Consider the following 20,562-nt stretch of genomic DNA (forward strand, 5'->3'; position numbering starts at 1 on the left):
AATAAGAAAAATATTGTAAATTATATTGAGAAAATATATAAAGTGGATGGTAGTCTGAAGAAATTATTACACTTAATAGCAGACGATAATGTGGAGGTTCTAAAGGAAATTCGAAATGAAATAATTCATCAACGTCCTGCTGGTGCAAATTTTACAATTAACTTTGATGAAACTCTCTTAAACTATTCGGTTTTAATAAATAATAGTGGGTGGATTGAATTTGATAAATACGATATCGATATAGAAAGGTGTATGAAGCGTATAGGTGAAGCAATTCAAGAAGTACATAAGATAGTTCATTTAAATGAGTTTCCTAACAGAATTGAGAACGCTAGTAAAGAATACTTTGTTAAGGAAGTAACATGCTTGTCGTGTAACGATAAATTTATAGCACCTTCCTTATTACTAGGAGACAATGATGAGTTTGCAAACGTAATTACTTGTCCTTTGTGTGGAGAGTTTGGCTGCAAAGTGAATGGTGTAATTAAGACAACAGAAATTGATTATGACACTTATTTAGCAAATTATTTAAGAGCATTTGAAGGATTAAATAAAGAAAGAGAATAAATGAGTTTAATATGTTTCAGAATTAGATGAAATGCGTTGCTTTGTCTATCTAATAATACAAATTCTATCAAAAGTTTTCCTTATTAGGCTAATCATATTTGGGAGATTTTCTACCAGTTGTTAGGTGGGGGTTTTTAATCACGAGAATCCCTCTTTTTATTGCTTTAGGGAACAAGTCCACTCCAAAATGTGCATAGGTTGATTTGACAGTTTATGGAGATAGAATAGCCTAAATACTATTGGGGAAATAACTTAAAATATTAGTTATACATGCTGTGTAAAAAAACGACTGTATTATCTAAAATACACTGGAGGTGTCAATTATGAAAGAGGATAAGGTTATATTTGAGAAATTCCTTCTTTTTGATATAAAATTATGGGTCGAAGAAACTGTTGCTTCATTATCTAATCCATTTCACAGAATAATAAAAAGATATGAATTAGGAACAGGAGATTATGAAAATAGTATCTTAGCAGAAACAGCGTTTATTAGATTAGGTTGGTCGAATAATTCGAAAGATATTATCAATTCATTCTGGGGAACGTTTACATGTGCGTTAGTTGAACAATCAAAAGAAAACTCTTGGACATATAGCGATGTAAGTAAAGGTCAATGCACGGATTCCTTATATGATTTTGATAATGACTTTAAAATAACATATTGTGCTTGGAATCCTACTACAAAGTTATGGGGGAAATTTGTTTTTTCGAAGAATAAATTTGGCGAGAAGTTTTTTGCGGAAAATAATTTACATCGCGAAAAAGCCGAGTTTCTCTTAGATAAGTACCCGGAATTTATTGATTACGCAGATATTTGTGACAGTATAGCCAATTTTACTCCTTGTCCTAGCTATCCGTACAATTCACTAAAGGGATTTTTGCCTGATGTTAAAGATTATTTAAATTTGATGGTTGATAAAATTCAAGAGTGTATAGATTCTGGCAAAGGGATGAAATATGATAATGACAAGAAAACTACAATTGCTAAAATTGGAGACTTAATCAAATGGAAAAATTGGTTTATTACAAATCAAAAAGCATACCATTTAGAAGAGTATTACTCTATTGAAAATGATAGGATTAAAGGAATCCCTTTATTTGAGAAACAATCTTTATCGCACCCAATACCTAAGGATGAAGAAGAAGTTAAAGAATGTGTTAATGAAATGATGAGGAGAATCAATAATAGAGCAAAAATCATATCGAATGATTTGAAATAGTACGAATGTATAATTTGCTGCAACATGAGTAGTTGGGTATTTTTGCACAACCCCTCGAAAAGGTGGATTAGTGAAATTAGAAAACATCCTTTACTCTGGGATAATCTTTCGTTGAGCTAATTTCTGAATAACGGTATCCATATCCACCAGATCTTCTTGTTTATGAAACTCGTAGTGGCCATATAAATTGATGTGTTGCCATGCAACGGGAGAAATGTGTTTGAGTACATCTAAATCTTGTCCCTGATTTTCTTTATAAGCCAGCATCTTCGATAAAATACTAGCATTGTAATAAATGATACAGTTAGCAATAAGACGGCTACATTCATCCCATATTTGCTGCTCTTGTTCCGTTTTGAAGCGAAGTTTGCCAAAGTTGGCATAAGACACGGCCCGGCTTAGTTTATGATAACTTTCACCTCTATTTAGGGTTCGCTGTACATTGCGACGTAAAGGCGGTGAGTCAATATAACGAAGCAGGTACAGGCTTTTCATGATGTTGTCATATTCCCACAAGGCACGCTTGGTCTTGTTTTTACGAGCATAAGCACTTAATTTCCCAACAATGATGCTCTGCGTTGTAGACTTCAGAGCCAGAGACAATATAATACGTTGAATATTTTCCCACTCTTCAGCTATGAGCTTTGTGTTGATTTTGCGAACAGGCTTGATCAATCCATCACCATAATGACTGGGGTGCTTAAATCCATATAGTGATTTGTTAACGACATCATAAATGTCTTTATATCGGGGCGCAAACTGATAACCAAAGAAATGAAGGATCGCAAAGTTCACTTCATTGGTTCCGTGGGTGTCGGTGGAATGCACCTCAGGCTGAATATCGGTTGTGTTATTGTATAGAATATCGAATACATAATGACTTTCATGCTCGTTGGCACCAATGATCTGCGCATTTACGGGAATGTGGTTAGCAACTAATGTGTACGAAACAATACCCTTTTTCAGGCCGAAATATTTGGGCGAATGACGCGATTGAATCGTGTTAATACTGGTCTCGAATTTCTGCCCGTCACTGCTGGAATAAAGGGTCTCATCAATATCATAATGGTGAAAAATCGGCAACTTGGCCACCGCATTACTGATCCTATCATTGGCCTCTTTCAGCGTTTCCAGTCGAATGAAATTGTCTGATGTGGCTGCTAGTAAGGAATAACCAACGTCAGAGATTTCACCCATCCTGCCTAGCCCCATATTAGTTCCCCAAGCAATCAAGCAGGCAATAAGAACATAATCCTGTCGGGGCTGTTTTATATAACGGCCTAAGATATGATCAAATGCCTCTATAAAGTGACAATGTTGATCCACGTATTGCAAAACGCTTCCGATATCGATAGAACCCAAGGAATCAAAAAAAGAGTGATTCACGGACTCCGTATCGCGCTTATAGGGAAGAGTCCAACGTTTTTGTAACCCATGTTTTTTTATTTCTATTTGGTCATTTTCACCGGATGAAATTCGTTGGTTGACTTCCATCATACGTGTTTCGAGCTGCGATTCTAACTCGGCTAAATGATTATGTATGGATTGATTCATCGCATGTAGGCCCGTGTCAGCCAGTAACTTTTCCTTTTGCTGCCACTGATGGTCATCAATCAGGTCATCCTCAAAACTGCGAAACCGGATGCTTTCACGGCAAAAAACATCTCCTGCCTCTAACCGATCACGTAAAAGACGATAAAGGAGAAACTCATAACGATCCACCGATATAGCCTTTCCTCCATCGGATTCTTGCTTATAGATGTAACGTTTGATGTTGTCAGGAATAAATTGATATGAATGCTAGGATAATAGTAGGCCAAATAAATACAAAACGCTGAGAAAAAAGTAGACCACCTTTTATCAAACTCTTGTAAAATTATATTTATCATATAATTTGCAGGAGGAATCGAAAGGAATGATTATTGAGGTGGATATGTACGAGAAAATAAGGGAATTACATGTACATGAACGTAAATCTCAGCGTGCGATTGCTAAGCTACTTGGCATCTCACGAACCACAGTTAAAAAATACTGCGATGGCGCTCAAGTTCCTTGGGAACGTAGTGGAACTAGTGGTCGAAACCCCTACGTTGTAACAGACGATGTCATCCATTTCATAAGATCTTGCTTCGAAGAGGATGAACAGGAAAACATTAATAAACAAAAACACACTGCTCGTAGAATTTATGACCGTTTAGTAGATGAATATGGGTTCACAGGTGGCGAATCTACGATACGACAAGTAGTGGCGTCTCTTCGAGAAAAACGAGCGAAAGTATTTGTTCCTCTGAGTTATGAACCTGGTGAGGCAGTACAAATAGATTGGGGCGAAGCAACCATCTATCTTCGTGGAAAAAAAGTTAAAATCAATTTGTTTTGTATGCGTCAATGTTATAGTGCCGATATATTTGTAAAAGGATTTCATAGACAAAACGAGGAGAGTTTTTTGGAAGGCAACGTTAATGGATTTGAACACTTCGAAGGTGTCCCTTCAAAAGTAATATTTGATAACGCTAAGGTCGCAGTAAAAGAAGGTTTTGGAACGCATGCTAAGGTACAAGAGCGGTACAAAACATTAGCCGCACACTATGTGTTTAAAACCGAATTCTGCAATATTGCTGCTGGACATGAAAAAGGACTTGTAGAAGGACTTGTTGGATGGATCCGACGAAATGTACTGGTGCCAATACCTAGAGTTGACAGCCTTGATGAATTAAATAAAGTTCTACTTGAAAGATGCTTGAAGTATCGAAAACACAAAATTAACCGAAGGGATCTTACTGTAGGAGAAATGGCAAGACACGAAAAGACTGCATTTACTGTTTTACCTACATATCAATTTGACACAAGCAAGAGCACTACCTATAAAGTTGACAGCTTCTCTACAATTAAATTTGATTTCAATCACTACTCTGTTCCAATGGATTATGTCGATAAGGACGTTAGTATCAAAGGATTTGGAAATGAAGTTATTGTTGTCTATAAACTGAAACAAATAGCCAACTACCCTCGATGCTATGGTCGTGGAGAAACCAAATACTCACTTGAACATTACATAGACCTTATTGAACATAGACCTCGTAGTGTCTTTAATGCAAAACCGGTTAAAAGCAATGTATCCACTCAACTTATAGAGATAGGTAAACAACTCGCAGGACCTAGAGAAATGGTGAAATTATTACGTTTGTGTGTTGATTATGGAGAGGTAAATGTCATTGCAGCTGTACATAATGTGACGGTCCAACAGGACCTCTCCTTAGATTTAATACGGAATCTACTTGTACCAATTACTTATGTAGCACCGATTTCAATTAACGATGAGGTCAAGGTGAAAACTCCCGAATTAAGCCAATATGACAAGTTAATTAAAGGGGGAGTTGCCATATGAGTTCAAGTAAAATTAATCCAACTAAAGAATCTATTAAACTGTTTTCTAAACAGATAAGAACTCCCTCTTTTGTTGAATATGAGGACATAATTCGTCAGCTGGGTAAGGAACAAAGCTATGAACATTTTCTCATGGAATTGATGAAAAGAGAAGTATCTCAAAGACAAGAAAACCAACAAAAACGTAAAGTTAAAGCAGCTAAATTTCCATATCCAAAAACGTTAGATGAGTTTGACTTTAGTCGTTTGGAGAACGTATCCAGTGCGACTATGTGGGAATTAGCAAGCTGTGACTTTATCAATAAAAAACAAAACGTTGTAATGATTGGGAGTCCAGGATCTGGGAATTATCGAAAGATATTGTTTATGGAAATAAATAAGCATATATTCTAACTTTATGGCATATGTACGTTTATTTCTTTCCATAATACACCACAATAGATGATGTATAAAAAAATCTAGGTGGTGTCTTATGAATATAAATACAAAATTTCCAATTGAGGAACTAGTTTCTAAAGTATTAGCAGAACTTGAAAGGTTGAATTACTCCAATAATTCACTATGTGGTTTTCGGGCCTTTTATAAGCGTGTTGTTGCTTTCGCAACAGATAAGAAGGAGAGATATTTTTCAGAAGAACTTGGAAAGGAATTCTTAAAAGATAAATATGAATGCACCATAAATTATTATGTTGAAGCAATGCCTAAATCTTTAAGAGCTCCTATTCGAAGAATTAGAGTGCTTGGTGACTTCCAGTTACATGGAGTCATAATACGGAGAATACATAAAAAGCCAGGGTATGCAAAACCAATACAATTCGAAAATGAACTTGTAGCTTACGAAAAAGAATGTGAGGAGAATGAATACTCTAAAAGAGGTCTTCGTACACGCATGCAAAGACTTTACTTTTTCATAAATTATCTTGATGCACGTGGTATTCAAAATGTAAATAAAATTACAGCAGAGATTATTTCCGATTATGTGAAAACAATTTATGCATGTCATGAAAAAAGTATGGCATCGATTTTGACAACTTTAAGAGTATTTTTACGCTTTCTTTTCCTTAAGCAATTTACACAGGAAGACCTATCATTAAAAGTTCCAAAACAAAAAAAGTACTATTACCCACCCATACCATCGGTACGGAAGCGGGAAGATGTAGTATCCCTACTTAAGAACATTGATAGAGGAAATCCTACTGGCAAAAGGGATTATGCCATCATCCTTCTAGTTGTGCGTCTTGGAATTCGAGCAGGAGACATTAAATCTCTAAAACTTACGGATTTAGACTGGAAAACTAAAACCATAGTAATTAAACAGAACAAAACTAAAAACATTGTTACATATCCTATACTCAATGATATTGGTTGGGCAATAATTGACTACCTAAAAGATGCTCGACCTATTAGTGATTCACCATTTGTTTTTTTACGTATGAATGCACCTTATGAAGAATTTGGTGAAGATGCGAACTTACATAATATTATAACCAAGCATACAAGAAATGCAGGTATTACTGTATCGAGGGAAAAGCGCCACGGTTTACATTCTCTAAGACATACTCTAGCAAGTACCCTACTTGAACAAGGTACTCCTCTAACTGTAATTTCTGAAGTCCTTGGGCATATAAACTCTAGATCCACTGCAGTATATTTACAAACTGGAATTGAAGGTCTAAGACAATGTGCACTTGATCCAGAGGAGGTTTTCAAGGATGCCTCAAGATAAGGTTTTGTTTAATAGCAGTCTCAGTAATCTCTTTGAAGGATATGTAAATGAACAGAGGGCTGTTGGTTACAAATATATTAAAGGTGCTTCTTTATTGAAGAGGCTTGATATTTATCTCGAACAAAATCATTTAGTAGAGAAACGACTTACTAAAGACATGGTGCTATCTTGGACCAAAAAGAAACCGAATGAAACTGACAGTACTAGAAATGGAAGAATTTCAATAGTAAGGGGCTTTGCAAAATACATGGTTCGTCTCGGATATGAAGCATATATACACCCAGGTGCGGCTGTAACCATAACAAGATATTCCTATATCCCGTATATTTTTACTGAAGAAGAAATACGGAATATTTTCATTGCCTGTGATAATTTTCCAGTTTCGGATGTTTCACCAAATAGAAATCGTGTTTTACAACTCCTTATTCGAATGTTATATGGATGTGGTCTAAGAATCTCAGAAGCTCTGAGCTTGAAACTAGATGATGTGGATTTAGAAAATGGAATTTTATTTGTTAGAGAAGCCAAACTTGGAAAAGAACGACTGCTTCCAATGGCAGAAACATTGACAGAGCAATGCCGTCAATATTCAAATGTGGTTCATAAGTATGAGACATCTAATTCTTACTTTTTTCCATCACCTTACGGTGGTCACTATAAGGACAGCACTGTATATAAGCTCTTCAGAGTTTTACTTTGGAAAGCTGGCATTACTCATAGTGGGAAAGGACCAAGACTTCATGATTTAAGGCATTCTTTTTCCGTTCATTGTTTAAAGAAGTGGGTATTAAAGGGAGAAGACTTAACTAACCTCCTTCCGTATCTTTCTACTTATTTAGGTCATGTAGATTTAAGAGGTACCCAACACTATCTTAGACTTACAGCTGATTTATATCCAATGATTATTGCTAATGTAGAAAAACACTTTTCACCCTTGATACCGGAGGTAGATTTCAATGAAGCAGACTGATTTTGCTAAGACATTAACTAGGTATTTATCGCAGTATCTTCCTGGGCAGAGAAACGTCAGTACAAATACAATTAAGTCATACCGTGACACGTTTAAACAACTACTAATATTTTGTAATACTGAATTGAATATCAGCCCTGAATTCCTCACTCTTAATAAGTTGAAATCTGAGACAATACTAACCTTTTTACTTTGGCTTGAAAAGTCAAAAAGGGTAAGCATTAACACACGTAATCAACGTTTGGCAGCCATTCACAGTTTCTATCGATATGTGCAGTTGGAAAATCCAGAAATTATGTTCGAGTGTCAAAAGATTTTATGTATCCCACTTAAAAAGCGTGAAATAAAGCCTATTGATTATCTGGATCAGGAATGTTTAAAGCTACTATTTGAACAACCGAATACTAATTCGAAAAAAGGTCGGCGTGATTTAACAATAATGGTACTTCTTTATGACTCAGGAGCAAGAATACAGGAGTTAATCGACTTGAAGGTAGGAGAAGTTCGTCTATCGAAACCAGCTACTGTTCTACTTACTGGGAAAGGCGGTAAAAAAAGATATGTTCCTATAATAGGGAAAACTAGTGATTTATTAGAAAACTATCTTAAAGAAAACCATTTGTTGGATAATGGAAAACAGGATCATCCTTTATTTTATAATAGTGCCAGACTATCATTCACTCGGCCAGGAATAACATATATTTTGGAGAAATACTTAAAAGAAGCGAAGGAATTAAACCCTGAAAAACAGTTTCCCGGTAAACTAAAACCCCATATGGTTAGACATACAAAAGCTATGCATCTATTAGAAGCTGGTGTAAATATTATTTATATCAGAGACTTATTAGGACATGTCAATGTAAGTACCACTGAACATTATGCTAGAGCAAACTCAGAAGTAAAAAGGAAAGCATTAGAATCAGCGTATGTGGAAGTTGTGAAGCAGGATATTCCCGTTTGGGATGAAGACAAGGATTTACTAAATTGGTTGCAGGAGTTCTGCAGATAATTATTATGGAAAGATTTTAGATGAATGAGCTACAAATTTCTAGAAGTTAGTTTAAAGTCTTTCCATAAACAATACCTTTCGATAATTCCCATTATGGAAAAATTTCCATAATGGGAAGACACACACCTCTATAGGCATTGGAATGAAGGCATGCCAAGCAGGATTTAATGTCAAATTCTATACGGCTGCAAATCTTGCTAATGAACTTGCGGAAGCTCAACAATATAATCGTCTTTCTAAATTAGAGAAGAGCTTAGCAAAAATTGATCTATTAATCTTAGATGAATTGTCGTACCTGACATTTAATCGTCACCAATCAGAAATGCTGTTCCAAGTCATTTCTGAACGATCTGAACGTGCAAGTATTATTGTAACAACAAACCTTCAATTCTCTAGATGGACCGAATTATTTGAAAATGAAATTATGGTTGCTGCTCTTATTGATCGAATTACTTTTCGTTCACATATTCTAGACATGAATGTTGCTGACTCTTTTAGGTTAATACAGACAAGAAAGGAGAGTAATTAAATACTGCATCTACTAGGTTCGTAAGAACCGTGTAGGTGCCTATATTTTGGAGGAAGTGGCCTACTATTTTCTCAGCATTATAAACAAAATGGTCTACTCTTTAACTGGCACAAGTGGCCTACTTTTTTTCTGGCACGTGGTCTACTTTTTTATTGACATTCGCAGAAATTGATGTGGCAATCGATCGGTTGCATATTGTCCTAGGGATTTATTTTTATCTAAAGCCTCTTTCACAAAATATATGGCTTTCATCAACGGATCAGACATTGAAGGGGCAGCGAAATCAATCATCCGAAATAAAAGCCGCAAATGACGCTTAAATTGACGTTCTATCCGATCGATATATTCCCACTGGATGGCCGTTTCATCCCATTTTGCATTCGAGGTGATTTGTTCGGCTACATTATCAAGTTTTTGACGTTCCAAAATCGCAAAGGCTTTCTCCCGAATATCACCAAAAGGGGTTTCCTTTGCGATGTTGTCATCGGTAAATAATCGAAGGACGTCCCCGACTTTTTGCATGTTCTGGCGATTTTCTGTGTAGCGCTCATATATGCGTTCTTTGGCCATCGTTTTAGCTTCATCAGCATAACGTCTGACATTATAGATGAAGGTATTGATCAGGTTGTCGTTCATTCGCTGATAACGAAAGAAAACAAAGCATATGAGATAGATGTAAACGAGCCTTTCATCCAGCCTTTTGATCCTGAAAACAGAATAATAATCGACCAATGAGGCGTAATATTTGATGCTTTCATTGGAAATCCCCAATTGGGGGATCAATGTCCGAGCCCGTTGGTACAAGGACTGTATTTGCTGTCCTCGTTGTATCTCCTGTTTGATCTCCTTCAAACTAAAATCTTTGGGTTCGCGTTTAAGTTTTGTGATTTCATATAAACCTTGGGTGTCTTCAAGCAGCGCTTTCAAAGCATCAATATCAACCTGCTTCAAGTGATGCTGCACAATACCGATTAATCGATGCTGTTCAAAGGTAATCGCCTGACTCACTGCTTCTTGAATAAAGCTATATCCTGGTGAAACGATGCGTTGTTCGGCTAGATCATTCATGATTTCACGAAATACAAAAATCGGTTTACTTGAAACTGTGACTGCTTGGCGAGCCTTTTTTTCGATATGTTCCCTTTCTTTTGCACCACATTGACGGTAATGAAATAGTTCGAGGATCAGTTGTTGCTGTTTCAATCGAGTTGACTTATCAATGGAATGAAGATTAGTCACCCTGCTGTCTGGGAAGTGCTGTTTTAATATATACTGAAAATCATTTTTGACATCACGAAGGTCAAAGGTGAAAAACTGATGCTTGGCTTTAAAGTACCCCAGTTGCAAGATAAAATGAACCCTAGAATTGACAGAACGTAGCCCTTGCATTAATTCTTTTTCAGGTTGTGAAAGGGAGAAATAATCTCCATGTTCTTCATCTGTCAAATGCGGTCTAGCAAAAATCGCTTTGAATTCATCCTCACCCAGTATGCTTAACCGTTTTTGTTTGTTTTTTTCGACCATATATTTTCCTACCCCAAGATTCGTCTTTTTGGCGAAACAAACTGTTTCGTGTCACAATTATAACATAATTCAATTAAAAAGATCCCTGTCCTCAGACGGTGATAGGGGTATGTCCTAGATACGTGTAAAAATAGGACATAGTGTAAACCCTTTAGACAGCTACGACATGAACAACACAAAATCAATTGTGCTGCTTTAAACGGTTATAAAGTGGGAAACTAACCTTTTATGCAACACAACTGTTGTTGGGGACAAATGATTTTATTTTGCTATCTACGCCCTACAATTACAGGTATACCTGGGTAACCTCAAATAAAAATTATTGATGTGAACGATGGAAAACGTAATATTAAAAACTGTATTTCTATCCGCGAACTAAAAACTGGAAAGCCTAAGGATTTACCATTGGTGATACCTCCAAAAAGGCAATGACAAAAAATTATTCCATCTAACATATCTAATATAAAGTTATTTGACAATATTTTTACGTTGTGAGACTATTTGAAAATAACAAATAAAATGAAGAATTTGGTTTGGAAAGGGTTGAATGAAATGAGCAAAAACATACTCTTCTTTAATGCAACTTATATTAAAAAAGAGAAAACATTATCTACTGCTAAAGACTTGGGGTTAATAGTTTATGTTGTAGGACCTACGCTTCCACAATGGTCTTATCCTTATGTAGATGGATTTATCGAGTCTAATACCTATGATATAAGTGAAACTCTCCCAAAACTAAAAAAAAGACATCAGGAACACCCTTTTGATGGTGTTATAACTTTCTGGGATAGAGATGTTCTACCAGTTGCGGAGACTGCTCAGGAATTGGGTTTACATGGGAGTCCTGTTCATTCCGCAAAAATGGCACGACATAAATTAACAATGCGAAAAGCTTTAGAAGCTAACAACGTTCCTCATCCAAGATTTATGAGCGTAAAGGGTTATGAGGATTTACTAAAAGCAAAAAGGAAGCTTCAGTTTCCGCTAATAATAAAACCAGTAGGTGCTTCTGCTAGTAAAGGTGTATTTAAAATTGACTCTGAAAAAGAAATAGAACAGATATATAGGACTATGAATGCTCATTTAACAGAAAAGAATGATAAAATGTTTTCTTTTCACCACTCCGAATACATAATAGAGGAATATATGGATGGCCAAGAGGTAAGCATAGAAGGGATTGTATCCAAAGGTAAAGTTTTTATTGCTGGAATTACAGAAAAAGAAATAGACAATTATTTTGAAGAATACCTACACGCTTTTCCAGCTAGGTTACCATCAAATTTAAAAAATGAAATAATAAAAATTACTAATGAAGCAATAAATGCAATGGGATTGGACAATTGTGGGTTTCATGCGGAGGTAATGATAACTAACGATGGTTGTAAAATTGTTGAAGTTAATGGGAGGATTGGAGGTGATTTTATCACAACACATCTAGTACCTGTTTCTTCTGGTATAGATTTGACTAAGAATACTCTACTTGCATCGTTAGGGGAGCCAATTAATTTTTCCCCAGATCGTTCGAAAGGATCTTGTGTGAAATTTCTTATTGCAAAAAATGAAGGTGTTATACAGGAATGGAGGGGAGATAAAAATATCCATGAAATGCCTGGGGTGGTGAATTTCACTATTGAAAAAGAAAGGGGAGAAAGTGTTTTGTTACCACCAAATAAATTCCATGATTCACGAATAGCGTATGTAATTACAGAAGGGAAAGATACAAATCAAGCTATTAAAAGAGCAAATCAGGCTTTGGAGGGGGTGGAGTGTATAATAATTAGTGATGAAAAGACGTTGGTTTCTCACATGGAGACCACTGAATTCTCTTCTTAACTTATTGATTATAAAAAACGGAGTAGAAGTAAATTGAATATTAACAGCATTGAAGGAGGAAATACTAGTAATGATACAAAACAAAAACAAGACTTTAAGGGATTTATTAAATACTAAAAAGTTGTCAAAAGTTGCAGGGGCCCATGATGGTCTAAGTGCTAAACTAGCGGAAAAAAATGGTTTTGATGCAATTTGGGCTAGTGGTTTAGGTATATCAGCCATTCAGACTGTTCCAGATGCAAGTATATTAACAATGACAGAATTCCTAGAAGCTGCAATTATAATGAATGACTCTTGTAATATTCCTGTGATAGCAGACTGTGATTCAGGTTTTGGGAATATACACAATGTTGATAGAATGATTAAGAAATATGAATCCTCAGGTATCTCAGGGGTTTGTCTTGAAGACAAAGTATTTCCTAAACTAAACTCATTTGATGATAGAGAACAACTTCTGGTGAGTAGTAAAGAGTTCTGCGCAAAAATAAAAACTGCTAAAGACTCTCGTGTAGATAATGATTTTGTAATTATTGCTAGGGTAGAGGCTTTAATAGCTGGTTTAGGGCAGGATGAGGCATATAATCGTGCTAAAGCATACTCAGAAGCTGGTGCAGATGCAATACTGATACATTCTAAACAGAAGAATCCTAATGAGATAGTTGAATTTATAAAAAGATGGGATTTAAGTACTCCCTTGGTCGTGGTTCCAACCAAATACCCAAGTATCACAATGGGCGAATTAGAAAATTTAGGTGTTCGATTTTCAATTTATGCCAATCAATCATTAAGAGCTTCAGTAAAGGCTATGGATGAGGTACTGTCAAATATTATGAAGAATGGTTCTACAGAACCTATTGAAAATAAGATATCAAATGTAAGCGATATATTTGACTTACAGGATATTCCAAAAATGAAGAAAAGAGAAGAAATTGTTTATAGTAAATAAAAAATATGAATTATTGGGGTGAATACATGTTAAAGACACTTTCTGTTTCTAAAAGGGTTAAAAATATAACTCCTTCTCCGACTATGGCTATGAACGCAAAAACAAAAGAATTAATTTCACAAGGCAAAAATGTTATAAATATGAGTGTCGGAGAACCAGATTTTGATACTCCTAGAGCAATAAATGAAGCAGGTATTTCGGCCATACAAAATGGTAGAACCCGAGATAGTAGCATCTTCAGGTGCAAAACATTCACTATATAATGTATTTATGACTATTTGTGACGAAGGTGATGAGGTGATTGTTCCTGCTCCTCATTGGGTCTCTTATCCTGAACAAATTCAGCTTGCAGATGCAAATCCTGTTATTGTTCCCATGTGATGAATCAACAGGTTTTAAAATTACACCAGAAATGTTGGAAGAAAAAATCACGTCGAAAACAAAAGCTGTTATTATAAATTCACCTAATAATCCTACAGGAGCAGTTTATTCGTATGAAGAGCTACGTAGTTTAGGTGAAACCTTAAGTAAGTCTGATATTTATATAGTGACTGATGAAATCTATGATAGATTAATCTACGATGAAAAACATTATAGTATAAACGCAATTTGTCCTGAACTTAATTCGAGAACTATCCTAGTAAACGGCCATTCAAAGGTATTCGCTATGACAGGTTGGCGTTTAGGTTATATAGCAGCACCTACTCTAATTGCAAAATCATTAACTACTTTACAAAGCCATTCAGCAGGAAATGCTTGTACGATCGCACAAGAAGCTGGAATTGAAGCATTTTCCTCTTTTCCTAATTATATGCTTGAGGAATTTAATGAAAGAAGACAAATATTAATATCTGGCCTAAAAAAAATTCCAGGCATTTATTGTTCTATGCCAGGTGGTGCTTTTTATGCTTTTCCAAATATATCTGAACTTCTCCAAAAAAGTTACCACGGAGAACTTATCGGGAATGTAGAAAGGTTTTGTGAATTACTGTTAGAAGAACAGTTACTTTCTACAATCCCTGGAAGTGCTTTTAGTTCTTCAAGTAATCTAAGAATGTCTTATGCTCTTTCAAGGGAGGAAATTTATAAAGCATTGCATAGATTGGAAGAGTTTGTGACTAAACTTAATTAATTTTGTTATATTTGGAATTAAAAAAGGTTAGAGGTTGTCTTTATGAAATCTCTAACCCTAGTATAGTATTGTGAGTCTTAAAATCATAAAAGGGGTATTTGAATGAAACAAAATAAACTTTTTTTAGTAGGAGTACATAAGACACATACTGCAAAAGCGATTGAGAGAGCAAAAATGATGGGTTTCCAGATAGTTGTCGGAGATAAAAAAGAGTCTTTAGAAAAGCATAAGGGACTAGTAAAAGATGCACACCGACTAGTATATGTTGACTACAATAATTTTGAAGATCTATTGAGTACCACGCTACGATTAGTTGAGAGCGAGTTAATAAACACAATTTTCTCCTTCAATGAATATGCCCTTTATAATGTAGCAAGGGTACAAGAGAATATCGGTATTTCTGGTAATAGCTCTGAGTCTATAAATATTTGCGATGATAAATATAAAACTAAAAAAACACTTTCTGAATCGGGTTTACATATTAATAATTTTGCAATATGTGACTCGGAATTTAGTGTTGAGAATTTTATTAAAGAATATGGACTTCCGGTGGTATTAAAACCTACTAAACAAAAAGCGAGTATAGGGGTCATCGAAATCAAATCTGAATCCCAAATTAAACAAGCATTTAAGGAATGCAAAGAACTATGTAATCCAAACGATAAAATACTAGTTGAAGAGTATATTAAGGGTAGGGAAGTTTCTATTGAAGCAATTGTTTATAAAGGAACAGTTTATGTATGGGGAATAACGGAAAAGTTAATATACTCTAACACGTTTGTAGAGAGCGGCCATATTACTCCATATAAGCATGGGGATCTTGATAGTGGCTTTTTTAACAACATTACCGAAAAAATCGTTAATTCTATAGGTGTCAAAATGGGCCCACTTCATATAGAAGGATTCATTCATGATAACAATTTTATAGTAGGTGAAGTTCATACGAGGTACGGTGGAGATAATATATCTTTAATAACAGAATGCTCAATAAGGTCTGATATGCATTCCCCGATATTCGCAGAAATTGGAGACATAAACTATAGAATTAAAATTAATTCACCCGACAGCTTCTATGGGGTGAATTATATCCATGCCAAACCTGGAATTATTGAATCAGTTCGTGGACACGAAGATTTAAATGAATTAAAAAATCTAATAGAATATAAACTTACTTGCGATGTAGGTGATAAGGTTAATCCCTTACGAAATAGTTATGATAGACTAGGTTGGTTTTTAGTTAGGGCAAATAGTCGTAATGAAATACTAGAAACAATGGAAACAATCCAAAAACAAGTTAAGATTAAAACAGCAAAAAATTAACCATATATAGTTAGTATTAACCACTAACACGAATTTTAAAAAGCTAAATAATATACGAGGAGTAATAAGGTGAAAGTTATTGATATTTATACAGAGGAAATTACCATTCCATTAAAGAAACCATTTAAAACTAGTGTTAGAACTGCTCATGACTTAAACTCAATATTAGTAAAGGTACAGACAGATGAAGGTGAAGTTGGTTTTGGAGAGGCAGCACCTAATCCTTTAGTCACTGGAGAAACTAAAGAATCTATTATAAGTGCTATTCAAAATTTTATTAAACCTAAAATCATTAATTCGGATGTTAATAACTTAGAAGAAATAATGAATAAACTGCATAATAGCATCTTGAATAACAATAGTGCTAAAGCTGCTGTTGATATTGCAATCTATGATCTATACTCGAAATCATTAAAAATCCCCCTATATAAATCTATAGGAGGTTACAGTAGTAATATTGAAACAGATATTACAATAAGCGTGAACCATATTGACGAAATGGTTTCTGATAGTATAGAAGCAGTTGAGAATGGATACGGCACACTAAAAATAAAGTTAGGTCTTAATTTCAATGAGGATATTGATCGTGTAATGGAAATAAGAAAAGCTGTGGGTAATAATGTTAATTTAAGAATCGATTCCAATCAAGGTTGGAGTCCAAAAGAAGCAGTTAAGGTAATAAGAGAGTTTGAGAAAAAAGATCTTAGGATTGAACTTATTGAACAGCCAGTAAATTATCAAAATATTAATGGAATGGCCTATGTAAAAGATAATGTTCATACACCTATCATGGCGGATGAAAGCGTTTTTTCACCAAGGGATGCAATAGAGGTAATTCAAAGAAACGCCGCTGATTTAATAAATATAAAGCTTATGAAAACGGGAGGAATTTATCGAGCATTACAGCTATGTTCAATTGCTGAATCTCTAGGGATTCAATGTATGGTTGGGTGCATGATGGAAAGTAAAATAGGTATAAGTGCTGCTTCTCACCTTGGAGCAGCAAAAAGGAATATTACAAAAGTAGATTTAGACGCACATAACCTCTGTGCGACTGATCCATTTGTAGGGGGGCCAATTTTCAATAAGAATAACATTCATATGACTAATGAACATGGTATAGGGTTTAACGACATTAATAATGCTCTTTTTTTACATGGTGAGCAATAGTGTTTATATAATGGGGGAGTTTAAATGAACATATTAATGATTGGTATGAGTAATAGTTTGTGTAAAGAAATGATTAATTATGAAGAGCAACACAAAATTTTTATAATAGAAGAACCCGAGGTGTTGAAAGAGAAAAGCAGTGAAAAGGTAGGTAATGTGAAAAAAATTTATAAGGGTTTATATCATCAGTCAGATGGGTTTATGAAAATAGTCAAAGAAATATCAATAAACAATAAATTTGATGTGGTAATACCAGCAGTAGAGTATGCGGTGAAAGCGTCCAATAAAGCTGCTGAATATCTGGATTTACCAAAGTTAGGTAATATTGGGGCAGAGATATTTACAGATAAAGTAAAGTTTAGAGATTTTTGTAATAAGCATGAGGTACCCCAACCGATGTTTTTGAGAATTAAAACTCTAAAAGACTTACAACAATTCTTTGTTGGAAAACCAATTATATTCAAACCCTCAAACAGGCAGGGATCACTTGGTGTAAACAAAATTCAAGGAATACAGCAAATTAGTGAAGCTTATAGAAAAACAACAAGTGTGAACAATGGAATTGAGAGTGAGGATAGAAGTAGTTACATAGCTGAAGAATATGTAGATGGCAAGGAATATTCGGTTGAAATGCTGGTTCAGGCGGGAAAAGTAAAGTTTGTTAACTTTACCAAAAAAGATAAATTTAATAATGGTTTTTTCGTCGAATCTGGACATAGTATTCCAGCATGCTTAAATCAAGTAACACAGGAAAAAATTAACAAATATATGAATAAAATTATTAAATATGCGAAAGTTGAAAGTAGTATATTACATGCAGAATGGATAATAAATGGTAATAATGTTTGGATTATTGAATGTGCTGCAAGAAGGCCCGGTGATCAAATTCCTGAATTATTATCATTAGCATATAACTTTTCATTTATGGAAACCTATTTAAATATATTACAGGGGATTGAAACAAAAGTTAATTGGCATCCATCAAGTTTTTCTGCAATTAGATATTTTAAAGCCAAAGAAGGTAAGTTAGAATGCATAGATGGTATTAACACATTAAATGATCCAAACAGTGGAGTAATAAATTGGAAGTTCAACAAAGAACCAGGGGAATATATCTCTGAAATATCTTCTTCTTGGGAGCGAGTAGGCTATTATATTATTGCTGCAAAATCTAAGGAAGAGCTCGAAACGAAGGTAGAAAAAATTGAATCAAATGTTGTCTTTAATGTAAAGTAATTGATTTATTTTCTATAAAATTACATAGGAGTAGGTTAATATGTTTTCAGACCTTCATGTAAATGTAAAGATAAGGCTAATAGTCGATTTTTTTCAAAGAATAATTAACCACATGGTCATTCCTTTTATGGCCTTGTATTTTTCTCTATACTACGGAGCTGGTATAGCAGGTATTCTAACATTAATTATCATCCTGTGGGGGATGATAGCTGGTTTTTATGGAGGATACCTCAGTGATATCAAAGGACGACGTCCACTATTACTCACAGCTGAGTTATCAAATATTATAATTTTTGGTCTTTTGGCTCTAATTAACTCACCATGGATCACCAGTCCAGTTGGAACATTTATTTTACTCTTATTACTCAATACATCAATTAACATAGGGAAACCGGCTGCTGATGCTACAATAATTGATGTTAGCCCACCAAAGGTTAGAAAATTCATATATACAATTAAATATTGGTTGGTTAATTTAGCATTTGCTATTGGTGCAGCTGTGGGTGCCTTTTTATTTAAAGATTTCTTTTTTATTGTATTGCTAATTAGTTCTTTCTGTTCTATTTGTTTTTATTTAGTATATTACCTTTTCGTAGAAGAAACCATGCCAGAAAAACCTAAACAAAAAACTTCCCAAAAAAAGTTTGTGGTTTTTAAAAGTTATAAAGCAATTTTAAGTGATGAGATATTTTTGAAGTTCTTATTAGTCTCTTTGATTATAATGAGTTTAGAATATCAATTAATTTATTATATTAGTGTTAGGCTAGCTAATCATTTTGAGAGTCAATCACTTTTTAAAGGTTTTTTTAATTTGGATATAAACGGAGTGGAAATGTTTGGGATACTTCAGGCACAAAATACTCTTTTGGTGGTTTGCTTTTCGGGTTTAATGATAAAATTGTTAAGAGGAACTAGTGACAAGACACAATTGTATTCAGGTACAATATTATTTACAATTGGTTATATTTTATTGGGATACTCAACCTCTTTTTGGTTGTTATTAATATCTATGCTAGTAGTAACTGTGGGTGAAATGTCTTACTTTCCAGTAAAACAATCATTGTTATCTGTATTAATAGATGATAATAACAGAACCAAGTATATGGCGGTTTATGGATTACATAGTAGAGGGGGAATGGTAATAGCTTCTTTGACACTTTCAATAAGTGCATTTTTACCGAATTGGATAATTTTAAGTTTTTTTGGTTTTTCAGGGGTTATCTCCCTTTATTTATATTATTCAATTTTAAACGATAACAGAACTCAAGGTAAACTTGAACAACTCGAAGGTTAATCAAGGAACGTTTTTATCATTTCGTTAGTTGTTGGTCAGAGAAGACACTGTTTCCATTACTACTCAATAGGTTGGTAATATTCAAATGTGTGCAAAAATAGAAGATAGGGTCCTGCTGAATCTTGTCTTAACGTCCAGCATTTCCCAATCCCGTGAGTCAGTAAAAGGAAAAAAGTGTTTTGAGGATTAAATTATTAGTTTTCACTCATAGGCTGGTGTAAAAATCAATATTTCAGATATATTATAAACCCACTTTAGCTTATGTATAATCTATGGGAAAGGGTTCTCAGACTTTATACTAATCAAGCACTCTCGTCTCTTATTAACTACTGTTGTGTTGAATCATCTGATCGATAGTAAATCTTATAAACCGTTTTAATTTCCTGCAGCACTTCAAAAGACTTAAAAAAAGTAAAGACTATCTTTACTTTCATGCATAATATTGATACAATTTTAATTGGGTTTATTCATGAAAAGTTCTCTGTATCCTTAAGTAATAAAGGAACAGGGACTTTTTTTTCATTAAATTATCAACTAATTATTTATATCAGTGTGGATTTTAAACAATTCTTTAAGGTACCTAGTTCACTTTGGGTGAGAACATTATTATGGCTTCTAGCATAATAGAGGGAAGTTTAAGGATATTTCTCTATTTGCTAGTGCAGTTTTTTTATTAATACTCTGAAGGGAAGGATATGA

The 20,562-nt window shown here is 34.4% G+C and carries 16 protein-coding genes and 2 pseudogenes; 16 read left to right on the forward strand and 2 right to left on the reverse strand.

Translation table 11 applies throughout. The features are described from left to right. Both ACOI1D_RS16420 and ACOI1D_RS16425 read left to right on the forward strand, forming a co-directional pair. Positions 1-567: hypothetical protein (locus tag ACOI1D_RS16420; RefSeq protein ID WP_422502696.1), on the forward strand; the 567-nt coding region annotated here is incomplete at its 5' end. A gap of 323 nt (positions 568-890) precedes the next feature. After that, positions 891-1,787, forward strand: a complete 897-nt coding sequence (locus tag ACOI1D_RS16425; RefSeq protein ID WP_422502697.1) for a hypothetical protein — start codon at positions 891-893, stop codon at positions 1,785-1,787. Positions 1,788-1,877: 90 nt separating this feature from the next. Here ACOI1D_RS16425 and ACOI1D_RS16430 read toward each other — a convergent pair. Continuing rightward, positions 1,878-3,575, reverse strand: a pseudogene (locus tag ACOI1D_RS16430) (Tn3 family transposase); the annotation flags it as partial. A 127-nt stretch (positions 3,576-3,702) separates the two neighbouring features. On the opposite strand from ACOI1D_RS16430, the gene istA reads away from it, so the two are divergent. From istA to ACOI1D_RS16460, 6 genes and pseudogenes are all read left to right on the forward strand, one after another. Beyond that, positions 3,703-5,175 (forward strand): IS21 family transposase, encoded by a 1,473-nt coding sequence (gene istA, locus ACOI1D_RS16435; RefSeq protein WP_422502698.1) that lies wholly within the window; start codon positions 3,703-3,705, stop codon positions 5,173-5,175. Then, a complete protein-coding gene (locus tag ACOI1D_RS16440; RefSeq protein ID WP_422502700.1) occupies positions 5,172-5,567 on the forward strand; it encodes an ATP-binding protein in 396 nt (131 codons plus the stop codon). Before istA ends, ACOI1D_RS16440 begins: the two co-directional genes overlap by 4 nt. Positions 5,568-5,646: 79 nt before the next feature. Beyond that, on the forward strand, positions 5,647-6,900 hold the full coding sequence (locus ACOI1D_RS16445) for a site-specific integrase (RefSeq protein ID WP_422502701.1): 1,254 nt from the start codon (positions 5,647-5,649) through the stop codon (positions 6,898-6,900). Next, on the forward strand, positions 6,887-7,870 hold the full coding sequence (locus tag ACOI1D_RS16450; RefSeq protein ID WP_422502703.1) for a tyrosine-type recombinase/integrase: 984 nt from the start codon (positions 6,887-6,889) through the stop codon (positions 7,868-7,870). The genes ACOI1D_RS16445 and ACOI1D_RS16450 overlap by 14 nt, the downstream gene beginning before the upstream one ends. Continuing rightward, on the forward strand, positions 7,857-8,879 hold the full coding sequence (locus tag ACOI1D_RS16455; protein ID WP_422502705.1) for a tyrosine-type recombinase/integrase: 1,023 nt from the start codon (positions 7,857-7,859) through the stop codon (positions 8,877-8,879). The genes ACOI1D_RS16450 and ACOI1D_RS16455 overlap by 14 nt, the downstream gene beginning before the upstream one ends. 121 nt (positions 8,880-9,000) lie before the next feature. Further along, positions 9,001-9,408, forward strand: a pseudogene (locus ACOI1D_RS16460) (ATP-binding protein); the annotation flags it as partial. Between the two features lie 141 nt (positions 9,409-9,549). Here ACOI1D_RS16460 and ACOI1D_RS16465 read toward each other — a convergent pair. Next, positions 9,550-10,932 (reverse strand): DUF4158 domain-containing protein, encoded by a 1,383-nt coding sequence (locus ACOI1D_RS16465; protein WP_422502706.1) that lies wholly within the window; start codon positions 10,930-10,932, stop codon positions 9,550-9,552. A 552-nt stretch (positions 10,933-11,484) separates the two neighbouring features. Between ACOI1D_RS16465 and ACOI1D_RS16470 the strand changes: the two genes are divergently transcribed. From ACOI1D_RS16470 to ACOI1D_RS16505, 8 genes are all read left to right on the forward strand, one after another. Continuing rightward, the gene (locus ACOI1D_RS16470; RefSeq protein WP_422502707.1) at positions 11,485-12,765 is read left to right on the forward strand and encodes an ATP-grasp domain-containing protein; all 1,281 of its coding nucleotides are present in this window, start codon (positions 11,485-11,487) and stop codon (positions 12,763-12,765) included. A 70-nt stretch (positions 12,766-12,835) separates the two neighbouring features. Then, the gene (gene aepX, locus ACOI1D_RS16475; protein ID WP_422502709.1) at positions 12,836-13,711 is read left to right on the forward strand and encodes a phosphoenolpyruvate mutase; all 876 of its coding nucleotides are present in this window, start codon (positions 12,836-12,838) and stop codon (positions 13,709-13,711) included. Between the two features lie 183 nt (positions 13,712-13,894). Beyond that, positions 13,895-14,092: an aminotransferase class I/II-fold pyridoxal phosphate-dependent enzyme gene (locus ACOI1D_RS16480; protein WP_422502711.1), complete on the forward strand. Its 198-nt coding sequence runs from the start codon at positions 13,895-13,897 to the stop codon at positions 14,090-14,092. After that, the gene (locus ACOI1D_RS16485; protein ID WP_422502712.1) at positions 14,064-14,843 is read left to right on the forward strand and encodes an aminotransferase class I/II-fold pyridoxal phosphate-dependent enzyme; all 780 of its coding nucleotides are present in this window, start codon (positions 14,064-14,066) and stop codon (positions 14,841-14,843) included. Before ACOI1D_RS16480 ends, ACOI1D_RS16485 begins: the two co-directional genes overlap by 29 nt. Positions 14,844-14,945: 102 nt before the next feature. Beyond that, positions 14,946-16,163 carry an ATP-grasp domain-containing protein gene (locus tag ACOI1D_RS16490; RefSeq protein WP_422502714.1) on the forward strand — a complete coding sequence of 406 codons (1,218 nt, stop codon included), beginning with the start codon at positions 14,946-14,948 and terminating at the stop codon, positions 16,161-16,163. Positions 16,164-16,232: 69 nt separating this feature from the next. Then, the gene (locus ACOI1D_RS16495) at positions 16,233-17,333 is read left to right on the forward strand and encodes a dipeptide epimerase (protein WP_422502716.1); all 1,101 of its coding nucleotides are present in this window, start codon (positions 16,233-16,235) and stop codon (positions 17,331-17,333) included. Positions 17,334-17,357: 24 nt separating this feature from the next. Next, entirely contained in the window at positions 17,358-18,569 is a 1,212-nt protein-coding gene (locus ACOI1D_RS16500; RefSeq protein WP_422502717.1) for an ATP-grasp domain-containing protein, read from the forward strand. Between the two features lie 40 nt (positions 18,570-18,609). Next, on the forward strand, positions 18,610-19,863 hold the full coding sequence (locus ACOI1D_RS16505) for an MFS transporter (protein WP_422502719.1): 1,254 nt from the start codon (positions 18,610-18,612) through the stop codon (positions 19,861-19,863). Positions 19,864-20,562: the final 699 nt, after the last annotated feature.

This window comes from Virgibacillus sp. DJP39, assembly GCF_049310925.1.
Lineage (GTDB): Bacteria > Bacillota > Bacilli > Bacillales > Amphibacillaceae > Virgibacillus_F.